Source organism: Citromicrobium sp. JLT1363 (assembly GCF_000186705.1).
Classification (GTDB): domain Bacteria; phylum Pseudomonadota; class Alphaproteobacteria; order Sphingomonadales; family Sphingomonadaceae; genus Alteriqipengyuania.
On the sequence record NZ_AEUE01000001.1, the window covers coordinates 287546 to 307618 of the forward strand.

Genomic DNA, 20073 nt, shown 5'->3' on the forward strand with positions numbered 1-20073 from the left:
AGGCCGGCGTCCCGCGTGGGGCGCCGGCCTTTTCGTGTCCGGGCGAGGGAGAGCCTAGTTGAAGCTCTCGCCCGCCTCGGCTTTCTTGCGCAGGTAATCGCTCACCGGCAGGCCGTGCTTTTCGAGGCCCGCAACCACGGTATCCAGGCCGATCGTGTCGGCCCAGAACATCGGGCCGCCGGTGTAGAGCGGCCAGCCGTAGCCGTTGATCCACACCACATCGATGTCGCTGGCGCGCTGCGCCATGCCTTCATCGAGGATCTTCGCGCCTTCGTTGACCATCGGGTAGAGCAGCCGTTCGCGGATCTCGTCCTTCGAGATGTCGCGCTGTTCGTTGCCTTCCTTCTCCGCGAAGTCGGCGATAATCTGCTTCACCTCGTCCGACGGGGTGCGCTGGCGCGCTTCGTCGTAGTCGTAGAAGCCCTTGCCCGCCTTCTGGCCGAAGCGGCCCACCGCGCACAGCGCCTCGCGAATGGTCGTCACCTTGCTCGGGTCGCGGTGCCAGCCGATGTCGATCCCGGCGAGGTCGCCCATCTGGAACGGCCCCATGGGGAAGCCGAAGTCGAGCAGCACATCGTCGACGTCCCAGTAGTTCGCGCCTTCGAGGATCAGCTGGTTCGCCTGTTCCTGCCGCTTGGAGAGCATGCGGTTGCCGATGAAGCCCGGGCACACGCCCGAAACCGCCGCGACCTTGCCGATCTTCTTCGACAGCTTCATCGCGGTCGCCAGCACATCGTCGCGCGTTTTCTCGCCGCGAACGACTTCGAGCAGCTTCATCACGTTGGCGGGGCTGAAGAAGTGCAGGCCCAGCACGTAGCCGGGGCGCTTGGTCGCGGTCGCGATCTCGTTGATGTCGAGATAGCTGGTGTTGGAGGCGAGGATCGCGCCGTCCTTCACCACCTCGTCGAGCTTGCCGAAGACGTCCTTCTTCACGTCCATGCTCTCGTACACCGCCTCGATCACGAGATCGCAATCGGCGAGGTCGCTGTATTCGAGCGTGGGGGTGAGAAGGCCCATTGCCTGTTCGACCTGCTCGGCGGTCATGCGGCCTTTCTTCGCGGTCGCTTCGTAGTTCTTGCGCATCGTGGCGGTGCCGCGGTCGAGCGCTTCCTGCTTCATCTCGAGGATGGTGACCGGGATGCCAGCGGACAGGAAGTTCATCGCGATCCCGCCGCCCATCGTGCCCGCGCCGATGATGCCGACTTTCTTGATATCGATCAGCGGGGTGTCGGCGGGAATGTCGTCGACCTTGTTCGCGGCGCGTTCGGCGAAGAAATAGTGCCGCATTGCCTTGGACTGGGTGCCGGTCATCAGCTTGCCGAACAGCTCGCGTTCCTTCTTCACGCCTTCGGCGTAAGACAGCTCGCCTGCGGCCTTCACCGCCTCGATGGCGGCGTTGGGCGCATCGAAACCGCGCATCTTGCGACCGTTTTTCGCGCGGAATTCGTCGAAGATATCGGGGTTCTTGATGCCGTCCTGGTTGGCGTCGCCCTCGCTGGAGCGCGGGACGGGCTGGCCGATCTTCGACTTGGCGAAGGCGATAGCATCGGCGGCAAGACTGTCCTCGCCCACCAGCTCATCCAGCAGGCCGATCTCCTTGGCCTTCTTGGCCGAAATCGGGTTGCCGATCGCGACGAGGGGCAGGGCGGCTTCGGCGCCGACCAGACGCGGCAGGCGCTGCGTGCCAGCGGCGCCGGGGATCAGGCCCAGCTTAACTTCGGGCAGGCCCATCTTCGCGCTCGGCACCGCGACGCGGTAGTGGCACGCCAGCGCGACTTCGCAGCCGCCGCCCAGCGCGGTGCCGTGGATCGCTGCCACCACCGGCTTGTCGCTCTCTTCCAGCTTGTCGAGCGCTTCGGGCAGGCTCGGCCCCTGCGGCGGCTTGCCGAACTCGGTGATGTCGGCGCCTGCAAAGAAGGTCCGCCCGTCGCAGCGGATCACCACCGCCTCGACGCTATCGTCGGACAGCGCTTCGCTGATGCCGTCGACCAGCCCGGCGCGGACCGCCTGGCCCAGTGCGTTGACGGGGGGATTGTCGGAAATGATCACCAGCACATTGTCGTGGCGTTCGGTTCTAATGGGTGAGGTCATCGGTTCGATACTCCTTCAGGCGTTCGAGTGGGTAAGGGCCGAATAGATCAGCGTCTTGAGCTGTCGGCGGATCGGGTAGGTGGAAGATGGGTAGAGCTGGGTCATGAAAACCATCGTGATCCGCTCCACCGGGTCGACGAAGAAGGCGGTCGAATAGGCGCCGCCCCAGTAATACTCGCCCCTGCTTGCGGGCATGAGCGTACGTGCCGGGTCGGTTACCACGGCGAAGCCGAGCCCGAAACCGGTGCCCGCATTGCTCGCCTCGCTGAACATGCTCTCGCTCATCTGCGTCAGGTCGGCCCCGCCCGGCAGGTGGTTGGCGGTCATCAGGTCGAGCGTCTTGGGGGCGACGATCTGCCCGCCCTCATAGGCCCCCCGGTTGACCAGCATGGTGCAGAAGCGGTCGTAATCCGCAAGGGTCGAGATCAGGCCGCCGCCGCCCGAATGGAAGGTCGCGGTCTCCATCAGGCGCGATTCGGCGGCCTTGTCGGTCAGCCGCGGGGGCTTGCCTGGCCGATAGAGATAGGCGTCGGCCAGCCGATCCTGCTTTGCCGGGTCGATATCGAACCCGGTGTCCTCCATTCCCAGCGGAGCGAAGATGTTCTCGCGGAAATAATCGCCCAGCGCCATGCCGCTGATCCGCTCCACGCACACGCCCAGCACATCGGTTGCGACCGAGTAGTTCCAGCGCGTGCCCGGCTCGAACTCGAGCGGGATCTTTGCAAGCGTGGCGACATATTCGTCCGAGGTGATCGCCGCGCGGGACAGGTCGAGCCGGGCCTTGCGGTAGGCGGCGTCGACGCTGGTGCGGCTCTGGAACCCATAGGTCAGGCCGGACATGTGGGTCATCAGGTCGACGAAGCGCATCGGGCGGCCCGGCCTGGTCGGCGCGAAGGGCAGATCGCCGCCGCCGCCCGCATAGGCGCCGAGCCCTTCGAACTCGGGCAAGACGCGCGCCACCGGATCGTCCAGCGCCACCTTGCACTGCTCCACCAGCTGCATGAACGCGATCGAGGTAATGGGCTTGGTCATGCTGGCGATGCGGAACAGCGCATCCTCGCGCATGGGCGTGCCGTCGTCGCGCAGCGTGCCGCCGTGCCAGTAATGCACCGGCTGCCCGTCGCGCGAGACTAGCAACTGCATGGTCTTGAGGCGCCCGGTGTCGAGGTAGGATTCTGTCAGGAAGCGGTCGATCCGCTGTAATCTCTCGCCGTCGAACCCCCGGTCTTCCGGGCTGGCCAGTTCCATTGCTCTCTCCATCGCTATGGGCGCTCTCTCGCAGCGTACCTTATCTTTATCCGTGCCGGGGTAACGGATTTTGCGCGGATGTGAAGGCTCATACCCCTCTTTCAGAAAAATTCACACGGCGCTTGCCTGTCGGCTCCCGCGAAGGCTAGATTGGTGGCCAAGCCGCACGAGTCGGCACGAGGGAAAGGAATGTCTGAAACCATGCGCGACGCAGTCATCGTGTCCACCGCCCGTACCCCGCTTGCGAAATCGATCCGCGGGGCGTTCAACGCAACCCATCCGGTGCAACTGGGAGCCTGGTCGGTCGAGGCTGCCGTCCAGCGCGCCGGGCTCGACGGGTCAGAGATAGAAGACGTCGTCTTCGGTGCCGCCAGCCAGGGCGGGGCGCAGGGGTTCAATATCGGCCGTCAGATCGCCTTGCGCGCAGGTCTCCCCGTGGATGTCGCAGGCATGACGATCGATCGCCAGTGCTCCAGCGGACTGATGGCCATCGCCACCGCGGCCAAGCAGATCATCGTCGACCGGATGGACATCTGCGTCGCGGGCGGGGTGGAATCGATCACCGCCATTCGCAACAATACGGGCAAGCCGCAGCGCGACGAAGAGCTGCTGAAGATGCATCCCGATATCTTCATGCCGATGATCGGCACGGCGGAGGTCGTCGCCAAGCGCTACGGCATCAGCCGGGAAGATCAGGACGCCTACTCGCTCCAGTCGCAGCAGCGCACCGCCGCCGCACAGGAGAGCGGCAAGCTGGCGGACGAGATCATCGAAGTCAGCACCGTGATGGATGTGAAGGACCGCGAGAGCGGTGAGGTCTCGAAGAAAGACGTCACCATCTCCATGGACGACTGCAACCGGCCGAACACCACGCTCGAAGGGCTGGCGAAGCTCGATCCCGTGATGGGCGAGGGTCACACGATCACCGCCGGCAATGCGAGCCAGCTGGCCGATGGGTCGGCGGCGAGCGTGCTGATGGAAGCCGAGGTCGCCAGGGCGCGCGGCCTCACGCCGATGGGCCGCTATGTCGGCATGGCAGTCGCAGGCACCAAGCCCGACGAGATGGGCATCGGGCCTGTGTTTGCGATTCCCAAGCTGCTCGAGCGGTTCGACCTCAAGATCGACGATATCGGGTTGTGGGAGCTGAACGAGGCGTTCGCGGTGCAGGTGCTCTACTGCCGCGACAGGCTGGGCATCCCGGATGACCGCCTCAACGTCAACGGCGGCTCGATTTCCATCGGGCACCCCTTCGGGATGACCGGCGCGCGCTGCGTCGGCCATGCGCTGATCGAAGGCAAGCGGCGCGGCGTCAAATATGTCGTCGTGACCATGTGCGTGGGCGGCGGCATGGGCGCCGCCGGCCTGTTCGAGGTGCTGTGATGGCGAGCACCGCGAAATCCAAAGACCTTGCCTCCGCGATCGGCTGGACCCCGCCGGAGAACTGGCCTGCGCGCAGCCGTGCCGAATGCAAGGCGATCCTGACCGCGCCGGGCATGCGGTTCGAAATGGAGGAAGTCGACATTCGCGGCGTAAAGACCCGCGTGTGGAAGAACGCGCCGCCCAACCTTCGCGCCATCGCGCTGCTCGGCCAGTCGCACGGGGATCGCGATTTCGTGATCTACCAGGGCGAGCGGATGACCTACGATGCGTGGTTCCGCGCGGTCGCGACGCTCGCGCACGAATTCCAGTCGCGCGGCATCGGCAAGGGCGACCGCGTGGCGCTCGCCATGCGCAACCTGCCCGAATGGCCGGTGGTGTTCTTCGCCACCGTCACCATCGGCGCGATCTGCGTCCCGCTCAATGCCTGGTGGACGGGGCCGGAGCTTGCCTATGGCCTCTCGGATTCGGGCACCAAGCTGGTGGTGTGCGACGAGGAGCGGTGGGAGCGCATCGCGGAGCATCGCGGCGAGATTCCCGAGCTCGAGCATGTGCTGGTGACGCGGCAGGAGGGCGAGCTGAAAGGCGCATCGCGCCTCGAAGACATTCTCGGCACGCCCGATACCTACAAGGACCTGCCTGCCCGCACGCTGCCCGAGGTGGACATCGCCCCGGAAGACGACGCGACGATCTTCTATACCAGCGGCACCACCGGCAAGCCCAAGGGCGCGCTGGGCACGCATCGCAACCTGTGCACCAACATCCTGTCGAGCGGTTTCGGCGCAGCCTGCGCGGTGCTTCGCCGGGGGGAGGAAATCCCCGCGCCGCAGCCCAAGACCACGCTCACCGTCATTCCGCTGTTCCATGTCACCGCCTGTTCGGCCGGGCTGATGGGGGCGATCGCGGCGGGCAACACGCTTGTTTTCATGTACAAGTGGGACCCGGTCGAGGCCTTCCAGATCATCGAGCGCGAGAAGGTGAATTCCACCGGCGGCGTGCCGACGATCGCCTGGCAATTGCTCGAACATCCCGAGCGCAAGAACTACGATCTCTCCAGCATAGAGGCGATTGCGTACGGAGGCGCGCCCGCCGCGCCCGAACTGGTACGCAAGATCCGCGAGGAGTTCGGCGCGCTGCCCGGCAATGGCTGGGGCATGACGGAGACGATGGCGACCGTCACCGGCCATTCGTCCGAGGATTATCTCAACCGGCCCGACAGCTGCGGTCCGCCCGTGGCGGTGGCCGACCTCAAGATCATGAGCGAGGATGGCACGCGCGAACTGCCGACCGGCGAGATCGGCGAATTGTGGGCGCGCGGCCCGATGGTGGTGAAGGGCTACTGGAACAATCCAGAAGCAACCGCCGAGACCTTCATCGACGGCTGGATCCGCACCGGCGACCTCGCCCGGCTGGACGAGGAAGGCTGGTGCTACATCGCCGACCGCGCGAAGGACATGATCATCCGCGGGGGCGAGAACATCTATTCGTCCGAGGTCGAGAACGTGCTCTACGACCATCCGGCAGTGACCGATGCGGCGCTGGTCGGCATCGGTCACCAGCAGCTGGGCGAAGAGCCTGCCGCGGTCGTCCACCTGGCGCCCGGCATGCATGCTACCGAGGCAGAGCTGCAGGAATGGGTTGCGGAGAGGCTGGCGAAGTTCAAGGTGCCTGTGAAGATTGCCTTTTCGAAGGAGACCTTGCCGCGCAATGCCAATGGCAAGATCCTGAAGAAGGAGCTTTCGAGCTTCTTCTGAAGCCTCTACCGCACGCCGGATCGATCGGGTGCGCGGATGGCGGATAACGATGCTGGGGGAGCGGATGGCGAAGAAGCCCGACGTCACGAAGAAGTTCGGCGAGAAGCGCAGCGCCATCGTCCACGCCGCGTCCGTGCTGATCAACGATACGGGCGTGCAGGCCACTACGCTAACCAAGGTCGCCCGCGCGATCGGGCTGAACGCGACCAGCGTCACCTATTACTTCCCCCGCAAGGACCAGCTGATCGTCTCGGTCTATGCCGAAACCATCGCGCTGCTGAAGTCGATGGCGCAGGAAGCGCTGGCGGAGGACACCCTCGAGAAGCGTATCGCCAAATACGTGCATCTGCATGTGACGCTGCGCGAACGCATCCGCCGGGGGGAGCGCGGGCTGATGACCGCGCTGTCCGAAATCCGCTCGCTCGACCAGGATCAGCAGGACGAACTGCTGTTTGCCTATCGCGAGATGGTGAACGAGGTGCGTGCCTTCTTCGGCGAACCCGCAGATGAAACGCAGCGCGCGCTTTTTTCCGCGCGCGCGCATATCCTGATCGAGGCGATGCTGTGGTGGCCGGTCTGGTCGCGGCGCTACTCGGTGCTCGATTTTGCCCGGGTCGAAACCAAGATCGTCGACATCCTGTGCTTCGGCATTCCCGTAACGCGCGGCGAATGGAAGCCCCTGCCGCTGGAAGATGGCGGCTGGCGCACGCACGAAGAGGTCCAGCCCCAGCAGAACGACGAGTTCCTGCGCGCGGCCACGGTCATGATCAACGAACGCGGCTATCGCGGTGCGTCGGTCAACCGGATTGCCGAAGCGCTCAATGTGACCAAGGGCAGCTTCTACCACCATCACGACGCCAAGGACGATCTGGTGCTGGAGTGCTTCCAGCGCAGTTATGATCGCCTGTCCAAGGTGCAGATGGCCGGGCGCGACGTAGAGGGATCGTACTGGACGCGCCTGTCGAGCATCCTCAACGAGCTGCTCGAGCTGCAGTTCTTCGATCCCATGCCACTGCTGCGCACCACCGCGCTGCAGGCGCTCGACAGCGAGCACAAGACGGACGTGGTCATGCGGTCCAACCGCCTTGCGCGGCGTTTCGCGGGTTTCCTCATCGACGGGTGGGGCGACGGATCGGTGCGCGCGGTCGATCCGCTGGTGGCCAGCCAGATCATCATGTCGACGCTGAACGGCGCGTACGAGGCGCGCCGCTGGGCCGCCCGGTTCGACGATCCGGAGCGGGCGGTAGAAACCTACCTGTCTGTTCTCAGCGAAGGAATGCTCGCCGAACGTAGCTGACTTGGGCTCGGCCCAGCGTCAGAACAGCGCGGCGCGGTGGCGCGGCTCGCGCACCTTCACGACCAGCAGCGCCAGCGCCGCAACCTGCGCGGCGAGCACGATGACGAACAGCGGTACGAACCCGCTGAACGCTACCAGCACGCCAGCCAGCACCGGGCCGCTCGCGGCGATGGCGCCTTCCAGCGTGGTGACGAAGGCGAGCCGCATTGGCGTATCCTGCGGCTCGCCGAATTCCAGCACCATCGTGGTCGAAGCGAGCATCCAGCCCGATCCGCCCACCCCGAGCAATACGAAAGCGGCGTAGATCGGCACCGCGGTGCTGCCGAGGATCAGCAGCGCGACGCCGCATACCGAACTGCACAGCGCAAGCACGTAGATGATCTTGAAGCCGAAGCGGTCGCCAAGGGGTCCCCACAGCACGTTGGACACCGTGTCCGAGCCGAGGAAGACGAAGCTGAGGCCTCCGATCAGCGCACCATCCAGCCCCAGCTGCGTGCCCGCGTAGATCGTCCAGAACGGCGCACCGACGCGGGCCATGGTCGAAAAGCACTGAACACCAAGGAACCACGCGAAGTCGCGGTCTTCCAGCAGCTCGGGAAACTGGCGGATGCGCTGCATGATCGGCATCTGCGGGCGGGAAATCGGCGCCGCAGGCTCCCGGATCATGGTCTTGAGCACCACCAGCCCGGCGCTGGTCAGCAGGAAGGCGAACAGGAAGGTGGTGGCGTATCCGTTGCCAAGCCACTCGTCCGCGATCAGGTAATTGCCCGCCACCCATGCAAGCACCGCGGCGATGAGCCCTCCGGCGAAATTCCGGTAGCCCTGCAGGCGGCCCCTTTTCCTGATGGGGATCAGCTTGCTCATCAGCATCTGGAACGCGACGCGCTGTGCGCCGGTGAAGAAGCCGAGCAGCAGGAAGCAGGCGAAGGTCGCGATCAGCAGGACGTTGCCGGTGAGGAAATAACCCGTCAGCGAAAGGCCGAGGATCATCAGCCGCATCAGCGATCCGACGCGGATGGCGTAGGGCAGGATATGGCTGCGATGCTCGATCCGCGATCCGCTGGCGATGGGGCTGATCGTCGCGCCCAGTTGCAGCAGCGCTGCGCCCAGCCCCACGGCGGCCGTGCTGCCGGTCAGCAGCAGCAGGTAGGCGGGGATGATGGTGGGCGCGTAGATCAGCCGGAAGCCGGTCATCCCCAGCACGCCATGGATGAAGTTGGCGGTGTAATTGCGCTTCAGGTTCGCATCGACGAAGCGCGCGTGTTCGGCCAGCGCGCGTCGCTGCGCGCCGGCCTTGTCGTCCAGTCCTTCGGGATCCTCCAGCGGATCCAAGGCCTCAATAGCCGCCCAGGGTTGCGAAGCGGTTCTTGAGGTAGCTTCTGGTGCCCCATGCGGCCTCCAGCACGCGCGCGCGCTTGAGATAGAGGCCGATGTCGTATTCGTCGGTCATCCCGATCCCGCCGTGCAGCTGGATGCCTTCGTTGCTCATGGTGTGGAGCACGCGATTGGCTTCCGCCTTGGCAACGATGGCTGCGCGCTCGGCCCCTGCGCCGCTGTCGATCGCCTGCAGGCCCGCCTCGACCGCAGAGCGCATCTGCGCGAGGTCGGCGAACAGGTCCGCCATGCGGTGCTGCAGTGCCTGGAAGGAACTGAGCACCTGATTGAACTGCACGCGTTGCTTGAGATAGGCGAGCGTCGTGTCGAACACGATCTGCGCCATGCCGAGCATCTCGGCCGCAGTCAGCACCCGCGCACGGTCCAGCACCTTGTCGAGCAGGTCGTCGCCGCCATTGGCCAGCTTGTCCGCCGCAGCGCCATCGAACGCGATGTCGGCATGGCTGCGCTGGTCGGTCAGGCGGCGGGTGGTCAGCGTGACGCCGTCCCCCTTCTCGACCAGATAGAGCCCGTCCTTCGCGGCAACCACGAACAGGTCCGCACCGTGCGCCTCGGCGACGAAGGCCTTGGTGCCGGTCAGCTTGCCGCCCGAGACGCTCGCCTCGATCGCTTGCGGATCGTGGTGCGGACCTTCGTCGATGGCGAGCGTGGCGATGGCTTCACCGCTCGCGAGCTTGGGCAGCCACTTGGCCTTCTGATCCTCGCTGCCGCCAAGGATGATCGCGCTCGCGGCGAGGGTGGTGGCGATCAGCGGGCTGGCGGTCAGCGTCTTGCCGAGTTCCTCGACCACGAGGCCGACCGACATGAAGCCGAAATCCGATCCGCCGTGGTCTTCGGGAATGATGATCCCGGCCCAGCCCATTTCCGCCATCGTGGCGTAGGCCGCCCGGTCGAACGCCTCGGGCTCGCCGCTCGCGCGGACCTTGCGGAACTCGGTCACCGGGCTTTCGTTGGTCGCCCATTCGCGCGCCATGTCGCGCAGCATTTCCTGCTCTTCGTTGAGAACTGCCATGTCGTAATTTCCGCTTCTTACTGGTGGTCGAGCATGCCGAGCACGCGCTTGGCGATGACGTTGTTCTGGATTTCGGTCGAGCCGCCGTAGATCGTGGTCGCCTTGCCGTAGAGCCAGGCGCGCACGCCCTGCAGTTCGACCGGGCTGAAGTTGTCGCCTTCCCAGCCGAGGCCCTGCAGCCCCATGATCTCGATGGTCAATTCGGCGCGTTCTTGGCCCAGCTTGGTGCCGAGCTTCTTGAGCGCGGAGCTGATTTCGGAGACGCCGCCCTGTGCCTTGCTTTCCTCCACCGCACGCCGCGCGGTGTGGAGGAAGCTGGTCCAGCGGATTTCGAAATCGGCGATCCGGTCGCGCAGGACGGGATCGGCCAGAGTGCCATCCTTGTTGGTCCGGCCGTACTTCTTCGCAATGTCCGCCAGGCTCGCGCCCGCGCGGCCGCCCGGCGCTGCACCCGAAAGATTGGTGCGCTCATGCTGCAGCAGGCGCTTGCCGATGGTCCAGCCCTGACCTTCCTCGCCCACGAGGTTTTCCTTGGGCACCTTCACATCGGTGAAGAAGGTTTCGCAGAACGGGCTGGTGCCGCTGATCATGGTGATCGGGCGCACTTCGACGCCCGGCGAATCCATGTCGATCAGCAGGAAGGAAATGCCCTTGTGCTTGTCGCTGCGGTCGGTGCGCACGATGGCGAAGCACTTGTCCGCCCACTGGCCGCCGCTGGTCCAGGTTTTCTGTCCGTTGACGAGGTAGTGGTCGCCCTTGTCCTCAGCCATGGTCTGCAGGTTGGCAAGGTCGGAGCCGGCATTGGGTTCGGAATAGCCCTGACACCAGCGGATTTCGCCGCGGCAGATCGGCGGGATATGCTCGTGCTTCTGCTCTTCGCTGCCATATTCGAGCAGGGTGGGGCCGAACATCATCACGCCCATCCCACCGATCGGGTTGTAGGCGCCCGCGCGTGACAGTTCTTCGTTCAGGATCGCCGCCTGCTTGCGGTTCAGGCCACCGCCGCCGTATTCCTTGGGCCATGTGGGCGTGCCCCAGCCGCGCTCGCCCATCGCTTCACGCCACGCTTTCTGTGCTTCGGTTTCCTTGATCGGACCTTCGGTCGCGCTGAGCGAGACGCTCTTGCCCTTGAGCTCTTCGGGAAACTTGTCGGCGATGAATTGCCGTACTTCCTCGCGGAAGACGTCGGCGCTGTCGCGCGCCTCGGGTTCTAGCTGGGTGGCCATGTCTTGCTCCTTGGTCGGTCTGTTTCTTCTGAAGGGTGGGCGCTGCTACTGCGCGGGATCGGGAATTTCGTCTGCGTTGACCGAACTCGCGCGGTCGCGCCGGGCGAGCTCTTCCACGTTCGCTTCGTGGCTGGTGCGGTCGATGCGATAGGCGAACAGGAAGCCTGCGCCGCCAATGTAGAGAACGATCAGCGTGGGCACGTAGACCAGCGCCAGCATGCGCGGGATTTCGGGGTCGATCGTGCGCGGGTCCGAACCGGGCACGATGCCGACGATCGCAACCAGCATCCCGGCGGCGAAGACGCCGAGGCCGGAGGTCGATTTCTGCATCAGCGTGTTCGCCGCGTAGAACAGCCCTTCGGACCGGCGACCGGTGCGCAGCTGGCTCTCCTCCACGATGTCGCCGATCATCGCGTGGGTCAGCACCGCCGAGGAGACACCGCACAGCTGGAACAGCATAGAGAATACGAACACGCTGGCGACAAGGCCCGGCTCGCCGTTCTCGGGCATCAGCCCGGCGAAGCGCAGAATGTAAGGCGCGCTTGCGAACATCACCGCGAAGATCGCGAGATAGAAGGCGGCATTACGCTTGCCCAGCCGCTTCGAGACGATCGGGGCGAGGAACAGCGCAAGGAACGCGCCCGCCAGCGAATCCACCGTCAAAATCGCGAGCTGCGCCGAATTGAAGCCCCAGAAATAGGTGCCGAAATAGATGTTCAGCGCCGAGGTCATCCCGACCGAGGTGTATTTGAGAACCCCGAAGGCGAGGATCGCGAGGAAGCCCTTGTTCGAGAATGTCTTGCCCATCTGGCCGAGCGTCTTGACCGGGCCGATCTTCTCACGCTCGGGCGGCATCTTGAAATACTTGACCCGGTGCAGCGTGCCGAAGCTCGACAGCAGGATCGCGCCGAACATGAGTGCGGCACCGACAATCGCGAAGGTCTCGTAACCCGCGGGGTTAAGCTGGCCGACGGGATATTCCTCGGTCGGGGCGAGGAACACGAGCAGGGTCAGGAAGGCCATGCCGACACCGCCGAGATAGGCGAAGAAATAGCGGTAGCTGGCGATCGAGGTCCGCTCGTCGTAGTCGCTCGTCATCTCGGGCGCGAGCGCGGAACTGGGAATCTCGTAGAAGGTGATGAAGGTGCGCACGCAGCAGCCGACCACCAGAATGTACCAGAAGGTCTGCGTGTCGCTCATGCCCCCGGGCGGGAAGAACAGCAGCAACAGGCTGGCGGAGGCGGGCAGGGCGGATGCGATCATCAGCGGATGGCGCCTTCCCAGGCGGGTGCGGATCGTGTCCGACCACTGGCCCACCAGCGGGTCCGATATGGCATCCGCCACCAGCGCCACCAGGATCGCGAAGGAAACCAGTTCCGCGCGCACGCCGACGACCTGGTTGTAGTAGAGCAGCAGGAAGGACCGGAAGGCGACGTCCTTGATGCCGTAGCCGATCGAGCCCGTGCCGTAGAGGAACTTGGTGAGCAGGCCGAGCTTCGGCGCGCTGGGATCCGTGACCATAGCTGGGAACCTATCTTGCCGGGGAGCCGAAGGCGCCGTCGCGGATCGTCTGTTCGCGCGCCTGTGCCTCGCGCGCCTTCAGCCGCTCCACGTTCTCGCGGTGCTGATCTTCGGTGATGGGATAGAAGAGGAGGAACAGCGCGCCGACGATCCACAGGCCGAGCGAGGCCGGAATGTAGTGCATGATGAGGCTGTCCTCCATTGCGGGAGTGATCTGCGAAACCTCTGCCTTGGTCGGGAAATCCGACAGTTCGAGCACGATGCCCGCCATCATGATCCCGAACCCGGCGGAGCATTGCTGCATGAAGCTGGAAGCCGAGAAGAAGACGCCTGCGGTGTGCTGGCCGGTGTTCACCGCGTGGTCTTCCACCACGTCCGCCAGCATGGAGGACGTGTTGATCAGCGAGATCGCGATCATCGCGCCGTAGATCGCGCCGATCACGAACAGGGTGGGCAGCAGCATGGGATCGCCCGGTTTGAAGAAGGCGTCGATCAGTGTGAGGAACAGCGGCGAGATGCCCAGCGTGATGCCGATGATCGCCATGAACATCGATGTGTTGCGCTTGCCCAGCCAGCGCGAGAAGCGCGGGGCGAGCGGCGCGGCAAGCGTGGCCGCGATCAGGCTGTCGAAGGTGAGCAGCGCCAGCTCGTCCGCGCCCAGCTTGAACACATAGGTACTGAAATAGACGGTGGTCGCCGCGTACAGGCCGATGGCGGTGTACTTGAAGACCCCGAAGCCGAAGATTGCCAGAAAGCCGCGATTGCGGAAGGCGGTGAACATCTCTTTCAGATGCGAGGCGGGGGTTGCGCCCTCGCCGGGTTCGTCGCGCTGGCGCAGGTGCGGCACGCGGCTCAGCGTGCCGAAGCCGCAGACAAGGATTGCAGCGAGGATCAGCGCACCGCCCAGCCACGCGAACTTGACGTAGCCTTCGGGGTTGAGCTGGCCGCGCTCGAATTCGGGCGTCGCGACGAAGAACACCGCGAGCGAGAAGGCGGTGAAGCCGAACGTGCCGAGATAGCCGAAGAAATAGCGCAGGCCGAACAGCCTGGTGCGCTCCGCATAATCGTCGGTCAGTTCGGGCGCCATCGCGCTGGTGGTGATCTCGAACGCGCTGATCGACATGCGGGTGAGCGAGGCGAGCGCGAAGATCCAGAACCCCATCTGCATGTCGCTGAGGCCAGCGGGTGGGAACCACGACAGGACGAAGAAGCCAGCCGTGGGCAGGGCCGAGCCGAAGATGAACGGATGGCGCCGCCCGATGCGCGAGCGCGTCACGTCGGACCAGCGGCCGATGAAAGGATCGGCGAAAGCGTCCACCAGCAAGGTCAGCGCAATCGCGCCCGAAACGATGGCGGCGGGCACGCCAAGGACCTGATTGTAGAACAGCAGCAGGTAGGTGGAGAACGCGGCGTTCTTGACGCCGTTGGCGATCGCACCGGACCCGTAGGTCAGGCGATGCATCCGCGTCATCGGCGGGGCGGGAGCGGGCGCGGTGGTGGCCATCGCGCTACTCCGCCGCCTCGACGATTTCCTCGACCGGATCGTACATCTCGTGCGCGCGGGCGCGCCGTTCGATCAGCGAATAGTCGGGGAACATCGGGTCCGCGACATCGCGGTAGGCGCGCAGGTGCTGCTTCGCCACGGTGACCTTGTGGACCTCGGTCGGCCCGTCGGCGATGCCCATCACCATCGACCCGATCAGGTTGCCGACGAAGGGCATCTCGTTCGACACGCCGAGCGATCCGTGGATGTGGATGCAGCGCTGCGCGATGTCGTGATAGACCTTCGGCATCAGCGCCTTGATCGCCGCAATGTCCTTGCGCACCTTGCGGTAATCCTGGTGCTTGTCGATCATCCAGGCGGTCTTCAGCACGAACAGCTTGAACTGCTCCAGCTCGATATAGCTGTCCGCGATCTGCATCTGGACGCTCTGGTAGTCGGCGATGGTGCCGGTGCGCGTCTTGCGGCTGACCGCGCGGCGGCTCATCGCATCGAGCAGCCGCTTGCAACTGCCCACGGTGCGCATCGCATGGTGGACGCGCCCGCCGCCCAGCCGGGTCTGCGAGATCGCGAAGGCTCCGCCGCGTTCGCCCAGCAGGTGATCGGCCGGCACCTGCACGTCGGTATAGCGGATGTAACTCTCGGAGCCGCTTTCCTGCCCGTAAACGCCCACATTGCGCACGATCTCCACCCCCGGCGTATCGACCGGCACGATGAACATGCTCATCCGCTGGTGGCGCGGTGCATCGGGATCGGTGACCGCCATCACGATCAGGAAGTCGGCCCACTTGCCGTTGGTGGAGAACCACTTCTCGCCATTGATCTTCCAGCCGCCATTCTCGCCATCGCCGTCGGGCTCGGCGCGGGTGATGAAACTGGTCGGGTCCGATCCGCCCTGCGGTTCGGTCATCGAAAAGGCCGAAACGATCTCGTTCTGCAACAGCGGTTCCAGATACCGCGTTTTCTGTTCCGGCGTGCCGTAATGGGCGATGATCTCTGCATTGCCGGTGTCGGGCGCCTGACAGCCGAACACGATCGGAGCGAAGCTGGCGCCTCCGAGAATCTCGTTCATCAGGCCCAGCTTGACCTGACCGTATCCCTGTCCGCCCAGCTCCGGCCCAAGGTGGCAGGCCCACAGGCCCTGGCGCTTCACCTCGTCCTGCAGCGGACGAACAAGCTCGTTTCTGCGTGGATTTTTGACATCGTAGGGATGGATGCCGAGCAGGCCGAGCGGTTCGACCTTTTCGCGCACGAAGCTTTCCATCCAGTCCAGCTTTTCCTGAAAGCCGGGCTCGGTCTCGAAATCCCAAGCCATCTCGAATCTCTCCCATGCGACGCACTTCGGTGCGTTCGCAGGAGAGCATACCTAGTTTTCGAAAAGGAACAAGGGATCGTCTGGCGCAGGCGCGAGGTTTCGTGCCGCGCCATGCGCAAGGCGTGGGCGGTGCGGTGTATCGGGGAGGCCGGGGCGGGCGCTCAGCTGCGGCCGATAATGCTCCAGTAGCGTGTCGGCAGCAGGCGCTGGATCTTTTCCGCCAGCCGCGCATCCTTGCCCACCAGCACTCTGGAATGGCGCCCGTCGATGGCCGCGACGATGCGCTCCGCCGCATCGCGCGGTTCCATGGTCAGCTTGCGCTCCATCGCCGCGACCTGCTGTTCGCGCGCCTCGGCATTTGCGCCTTCCGGCGCGCGGGCGTTGCGCGCGATCCCGGTCTTCACCCCGCCCGGGAATACCGTGGTGACGCCGATTGTCTCCCGCCCGGCAAGCTCGTGCGTCAGCGCCTCGCTGAAGCCGCGCAGCGCGAACTTGCTGGCCGAGTATGCGGTTTGCCGGGGCGGGGCGACGATGCCGAAAATGCTGGACACGTTCACGATCCACCCGCCCGCGCCTGACTCCAGCGCGGGAAGCAAGCCACGCACCAGCTGTACCGCTGCGCCGAAGTTGATCTGCATGCAGGAATCGAAGTCGGCCGCGTCCACCGCCTCGAACCCGCCGCCCAGCGCGATGCCGGCATTGTTGACCAGCAGCGCCAGATCATCGCCGTAGGCGGAGCACAGCGAGTCCGCCAAATCGCGGACCGCCTGCGGCAGTGCGAGATCGACCACGTATGTCGCGACCGCGGACCCGTATCGTTCGCGCAGCGCATCGGCGTGGGCGTTCAGCCCGGCTGCATCGATATCCACCAGCGCCAGGCGATAGCCGCGCGCGGCGAGGATCGAGGCAAGCTCGCGGCCGATTCCGCTGGCAGCACCGGTGACGACGGCGACCGTTCCGCAGCGGGCCGTCACCGCGAGGCCTCCACCTTGGCACCGGCGCAATCGCGGAACTCGACTTCGCTCTTCTCGATCGGGCTGAAGTGATAATCCATCGTGTCGCGCGCCACATTGGTGCGCACCTGCCAGCCGCCATGCGATCCCTGCATCGGCAGAATGTCCGCTGCGCGCTTCACATAGCCCGCGTCGAGCGCGATCATCGGCTTGCGGTGTCCGTGGGGTGCGCCCTGCGGGACGAGGAAAGCGGCGTCGTTCCGCCGCGCCGATTCATTCAGCAGGCGGCAGAAATTGCGCGCGGTCAGGTCGCACTTGAGGGTCCAAGAGGCATTCACGTAGCCGAAGGCCAGCGCCATGTTCGGCAGACCGGAGATCAGCATGCCGCGATAGAGAGTGCGCTGCGTCATATCGAATGGCCGCCCGTCGACCGTCAGCCGTGCGCCGCCGAACAGTTCCATCTTCAGGCCGGTCGCGGTCACGGCAATGTCGCATTCGATCAGACGGCCCGAGCGAAGGCGGATGCCGTTCGATTCGAACCTGTCGATCTTGCCGGTGACGACTTGCGCGCTCCCTCTCTCGATCGCGTCGAAAAGATCGCCGTCGGGGACCAGGCAGATACGCTGATCCCACGGGTCGTAATCGGGGGTGAAGTGCCGCTCCACCAAGCGCGCGTCGGATATGCGTTCGCCCACGCCTTTCAGGATGGCCTGCCTGACCTTCTCGGGCCGTTTGCGCGCGAGGCCGTAGGTCGCCATGCCGTAAGCGACGTTCTTCCACCGGACCAACCGGTCGGCCACCGGGCCGGGCAGTAAACGGTGGAGCCGGTTGGCGATCCTGTCCTTTGGATCGCGCGAGACGACATAGGTCGGGCTGCGCTGCAGCATGACCACCCTGGCACCGCGCGCGGCGAGCGCGGGCACCAGCGTGATCGCGGTCGCGCCGCTGCCGATCACGACGATGGTCTTCCCCTCGACCTGCTGGTCCTCCGGCCAGAACTGCGGATGAATGATCTGCCCGGCAAAGTCCTCCACGCCCGCCAGCTGCGGCGCGTGCGCTTCGCTGTAGCTGTAGTAGCCGCTCCCCCAATAGAGATAGCGCGCGCGAATCGTACTCTCTTCGCCCGCCGCGTCGACCGTCACGATCCAGCGGCATGCCGCGCCGTCCCAGTCGGCGGAGACGACGCGCAGGCCGAAACGGATATGCCTGTCGATCCCGAATTCGCGTGCGGTGTCTTCCAGATAATCGCGGATCGCCGGGCCATCCACGATCGCGTTCTCGCCCCGCCATGGCCGGAACGGCAGGCCGAGCGTGTGCATGTCGCTGTCCGAGCGGATGCCGGGATAGCGGAACAGGTCCCACGTACCACCGATCCGCTCGCGCGCTTCCGCGATGATGAAGCTGCGGTCGGGGCACCGCTTCTTGAGATGATAGGCGACGTCGATGCCGGAAATGCCGGCGCCGACCACCAGCACGTCGACTTCCTGATCGTCCGAGGGCGTAGTGCTGCGCATCAGGAAGGCTCCTGCGATTTCTGGCAATATCTGTTTGCGAGGGCCCGCCACGGGCCGGGGCTGACCCCGGTGGAAATGGCGGTATCTGCGGCGAGTTCGGCAGACTTGCAGCGGTCGACATCGTTGCGGAAGCGGTCGTCGGCGGCGAACCTTTCGACGAGCGCCTCCATCGATCCGGTGTAGCGCATCATGCGCGTGCCGCTGGTCTCGTCGGTGTCGAACACCATCGTCCGGCGCTTTTCTGCGGTCCACGGTCGCCAGGCAAGCGAGGTTCTGGCGGGGCCTTTGGAAGGGTTGCCCGTGTGGGCGAAGTTGCCCCAGTAGGCCATCATCCGTTCGGACAGCTTGAGGCGCTGCTCTTCGTTCTTATCGGTGAAGAAGAAACCGAAGGGGTCGGTGTAAGGGCTTTCGAAGTCGCCCAGTACGAAGCCGATTTCCATCGCGTGCGAAGCGCCGATCAGCGTGGCGAGATCGCTGACGATGGCATCGCCTTCCTCGTCCCAGTCGAAGCGGTAGGCGAAGACCGGGGCCGATCCGGCTTTCGCGCGCAGGGTGGCAGGGCCTGCCACCGCGCGTTCGAACCAAGTCGCGCTGGGGTATTCGCCCTGTGCCAGATAGGCGTCTGTATCCTTGGCGAAGAACGCCACCCCGCCGATGGAGCGGGTGAAGTGATCGTCGAACATGCCCGCCGCGCGCGTCTCGTCCCGGTTGGTCCCGAAGATCACCGGAACATCGTGCAGCCCGGCCCTGCTGACGAGCAAGGCGGGCAGACCTTCCTCGGGCAGAACGATCCCGTCGGCGGTAATGTCGATGGGGTCGATACTGTCGCCTAGCCCGCCTTCGTCGGGGCGCAGATCCTGATACGCCTGGAACAGGTCCTGTGCGGGGATGGCGCGCATTGTTGCAGGCGTTTGCTCGGCGTCCGAAATGCCCAGCTGGACCAGCGCTTCACGCGAGGCGACCCCGCGTCTGGCGCCTTCTGTATCGGGCCCGAACTCCGCCTCCTGCATCGTGTGCGTGGCGAAGCCGCCGCTCTGCATGATCGCACCATCGAAGAGGTCTTCGCTCAATGGCGATGCCAGCAAGGCGCCCACGTTGAACGCGCCCGCCGATTCGCCGAAGATCGTCACCCGGTCGGGATCGCCGCCGAACGCCGCGATGTTGTCCTGCGTCCAGCGCAGTGCCGCGATCAGATCGAGCAGACCGAAATTGGCCGAGCCATCTTCGGGCTTCTCAGCGCTGTCGCGCAGCGCCGAATGCGCGAACCAGCCCATCGGGCCGAGCCGGTAATTGGGCGCCACCACGATCACGTTCTGCGACAGCGCCAGCCGCGAAGGGTCGAGCTGCCCTCCGAAACCCCAGACATTCGCGCCGCCATGAATCCAGACCATCACCGGCAGATCGTCGACAGGCCCGGGCGGTGCCCACACGTTGAGGAACAGGCAGTCTTCCGATCCCGCCAGTTCGCCCCCTTCGAAACCCGGCTCGATCTCGGATGCGTATTGCAGGCAGCGCCGCGTGCCATCCAGCGCCTCGTAACGGTCGCTCCAGCGTGCAGGTTCGCGCGGTGCCCGCCAGCGCAGGTCGCCGATCGGTGCGTCCGCGTAGGGAATGCCCAGCCAGGCGTGCGCGCCTTGCGGCGTCGTGCTGCCGATCAGCTCGCCCTGTGAAATCTCTCTGACCGTGGCCCCATCGGCCACGGGCTGGACGGGTCCTTCCTCTTTCGAACAGGCAGGCAGCGCCAGCCCGAGGGCGAGGATCAGCGCGCCCCCGGAGGTGCGAAACAGAGCGGTTCTCATGCTGTCGATCATAAAATCATCCACATGGATTGTTTTTGACAGGACGCAGGAATTTGCCGCAGCAGGATGT

Annotated in this window: 14 protein-coding genes; 3 read left to right on the forward strand and 11 right to left on the reverse strand. The window is 65.1% G+C overall.

What is annotated here, in order from left to right; genetic code table 11:
* Positions 1-54: 54 nt before the first annotated feature.
* Together ADAD_RS0101400 and ADAD_RS0101405 are read right to left on the reverse strand one after the other, a co-directional pair.
* On the reverse strand, positions 55-2091 hold the full coding sequence (locus ADAD_RS0101400) for a 3-hydroxyacyl-CoA dehydrogenase NAD-binding domain-containing protein (RefSeq protein ID WP_010408462.1): 2037 nt from the start codon (positions 2089-2091) through the stop codon (positions 55-57).
* 15 nt (positions 2092-2106) lie between these two features.
* Positions 2107-3339, reverse strand: coding sequence for a serine hydrolase domain-containing protein (locus ADAD_RS0101405; RefSeq protein WP_010408464.1), 1233 nt, complete (start codon positions 3337-3339; stop codon positions 2107-2109).
* Positions 3340-3540: 201 nt separating this feature from the next.
* Between ADAD_RS0101405 and ADAD_RS0101410 the strand changes: the two genes are divergently transcribed.
* From ADAD_RS0101410 to ADAD_RS0101420, 3 genes are all read left to right on the forward strand, one after another.
* Positions 3541-4719, forward strand: coding sequence for an acetyl-CoA C-acyltransferase (locus tag ADAD_RS0101410; RefSeq protein WP_029139815.1), 1179 nt, complete (start codon positions 3541-3543; stop codon positions 4717-4719).
* Positions 4719-6470 carry a class I adenylate-forming enzyme family protein gene (locus ADAD_RS0101415; protein WP_010408469.1) on the forward strand — a complete coding sequence of 584 codons (1752 nt, stop codon included), beginning with the start codon at positions 4719-4721 and terminating at the stop codon, positions 6468-6470. Before ADAD_RS0101410 ends, ADAD_RS0101415 begins: the two co-directional genes overlap by 1 nt.
* 64 nt (positions 6471-6534) lie before the next feature.
* Positions 6535-7767, forward strand: a complete 1233-nt coding sequence (locus ADAD_RS0101420) for a TetR/AcrR family transcriptional regulator (protein WP_029139817.1) — start codon at positions 6535-6537, stop codon at positions 7765-7767.
* An 18-nt stretch (positions 7768-7785) separates the two neighbouring features.
* On the opposite strand, the gene ADAD_RS0101425 is transcribed toward ADAD_RS0101420, so the two are convergent.
* The 9 genes from ADAD_RS0101425 to ADAD_RS0101465 all read right to left on the reverse strand — a co-directional run bounded on the left by ADAD_RS0101425 (position 7786) and on the right by ADAD_RS0101465 (position 20015).
* Entirely contained in the window at positions 7786-9099 is a 1314-nt protein-coding gene (locus ADAD_RS0101425) for an MFS transporter (RefSeq protein ID WP_010408473.1), read from the reverse strand.
* A gap of 4 nt (positions 9100-9103) precedes the next feature.
* Positions 9104-10174 (reverse strand): acyl-CoA dehydrogenase family protein, encoded by a 1071-nt coding sequence (locus tag ADAD_RS0101430; protein WP_010408475.1) that lies wholly within the window; start codon positions 10172-10174, stop codon positions 9104-9106.
* Between the two features lie 17 nt (positions 10175-10191).
* A complete protein-coding gene (locus ADAD_RS0101435) occupies positions 10192-11400 on the reverse strand; it encodes an acyl-CoA dehydrogenase family protein (RefSeq protein WP_010408477.1) in 1209 nt (402 codons plus the stop codon).
* A 45-nt stretch (positions 11401-11445) separates the two neighbouring features.
* Positions 11446-12921, reverse strand: a complete 1476-nt coding sequence (locus ADAD_RS0101440; RefSeq protein ID WP_010408479.1) for an MFS transporter — start codon at positions 12919-12921, stop codon at positions 11446-11448.
* Positions 12922-12931: 10 nt separating this feature from the next.
* Positions 12932-14425, reverse strand: a complete 1494-nt coding sequence (locus tag ADAD_RS0101445; RefSeq protein WP_010408482.1) for an MFS transporter — start codon at positions 14423-14425, stop codon at positions 12932-12934.
* 4 nt (positions 14426-14429) lie between these two features.
* Entirely contained in the window at positions 14430-15737 is a 1308-nt protein-coding gene (locus ADAD_RS0101450; RefSeq protein WP_010408486.1) for an acyl-CoA dehydrogenase family protein, read from the reverse strand.
* A gap of 161 nt (positions 15738-15898) precedes the next feature.
* The gene (locus ADAD_RS0101455; protein ID WP_010408489.1) at positions 15899-16711 is read right to left on the reverse strand and encodes an SDR family NAD(P)-dependent oxidoreductase; all 813 of its coding nucleotides are present in this window, start codon (positions 16709-16711) and stop codon (positions 15899-15901) included.
* Positions 16708-18204: a flavin-containing monooxygenase gene (locus ADAD_RS15340; RefSeq protein ID WP_010408491.1), complete on the reverse strand. Its 1497-nt coding sequence runs from the start codon at positions 18202-18204 to the stop codon at positions 16708-16710. Before ADAD_RS15340 ends, ADAD_RS0101455 begins: the two co-directional genes overlap by 4 nt.
* Entirely contained in the window at positions 18204-20015 is a 1812-nt protein-coding gene (locus ADAD_RS0101465; protein WP_010408494.1) for a carboxylesterase/lipase family protein, read from the reverse strand. Before ADAD_RS0101465 ends, ADAD_RS15340 begins: the two co-directional genes overlap by 1 nt.
* Positions 20016-20073: the final 58 nt, after the last annotated feature.

Coding starts and splice junctions, on each gene's coding strand:
- ADAD_RS0101400 (WP_010408462.1), bottom strand. CDS start 2,091: ATGACCTCACCCATTAGAACCGAACGCCACGACAATGTGCTGGTGATC.
- ADAD_RS0101405 (WP_010408464.1), bottom strand. CDS start 3,339: ATGGAACTGGCCAGCCCGGAAGACCGGGGGTTCGACGGCGAGAGATTA.
- ADAD_RS0101410 (WP_029139815.1), top strand. CDS start 3,541: ATGCGCGACGCAGTCATCGTGTCCACCGCCCGTACCCCGCTTGCGAAA.
- ADAD_RS0101415 (WP_010408469.1), top strand. CDS start 4,719: ATGGCGAGCACCGCGAAATCCAAAGACCTTGCCTCCGCGATCGGCTGG.
- ADAD_RS0101420 (WP_029139817.1), top strand. CDS start 6,535: ATGGCGAAGAAGCCCGACGTCACGAAGAAGTTCGGCGAGAAGCGCAGC.
- ADAD_RS0101430 (WP_010408475.1), bottom strand. CDS start 10,174: ATGGCAGTTCTCAACGAAGAGCAGGAAATGCTGCGCGACATGGCGCGC.
- ADAD_RS0101435 (WP_010408477.1), bottom strand. CDS start 11,400: ATGGCCACCCAGCTAGAACCCGAGGCGCGCGACAGCGCCGACGTCTTC.
- ADAD_RS0101440 (WP_010408479.1), bottom strand. CDS start 12,921: ATGGTCACGGATCCCAGCGCGCCGAAGCTCGGCCTGCTCACCAAGTTC.
- ADAD_RS0101445 (WP_010408482.1), bottom strand. CDS start 14,425: ATGGCCACCACCGCGCCCGCTCCCGCCCCGCCGATGACGCGGATGCAT.
- ADAD_RS0101450 (WP_010408486.1), bottom strand. CDS start 15,737: ATGGCTTGGGATTTCGAGACCGAGCCCGGCTTTCAGGAAAAGCTGGAC.
- ADAD_RS15340 (WP_010408491.1), bottom strand. CDS start 18,204: ATGCGCAGCACTACGCCCTCGGACGATCAGGAAGTCGACGTGCTGGTG.
- ADAD_RS0101465 (WP_010408494.1), bottom strand. CDS start 20,015: ATGATCGACAGCATGAGAACCGCTCTGTTTCGCACCTCCGGGGGCGCG.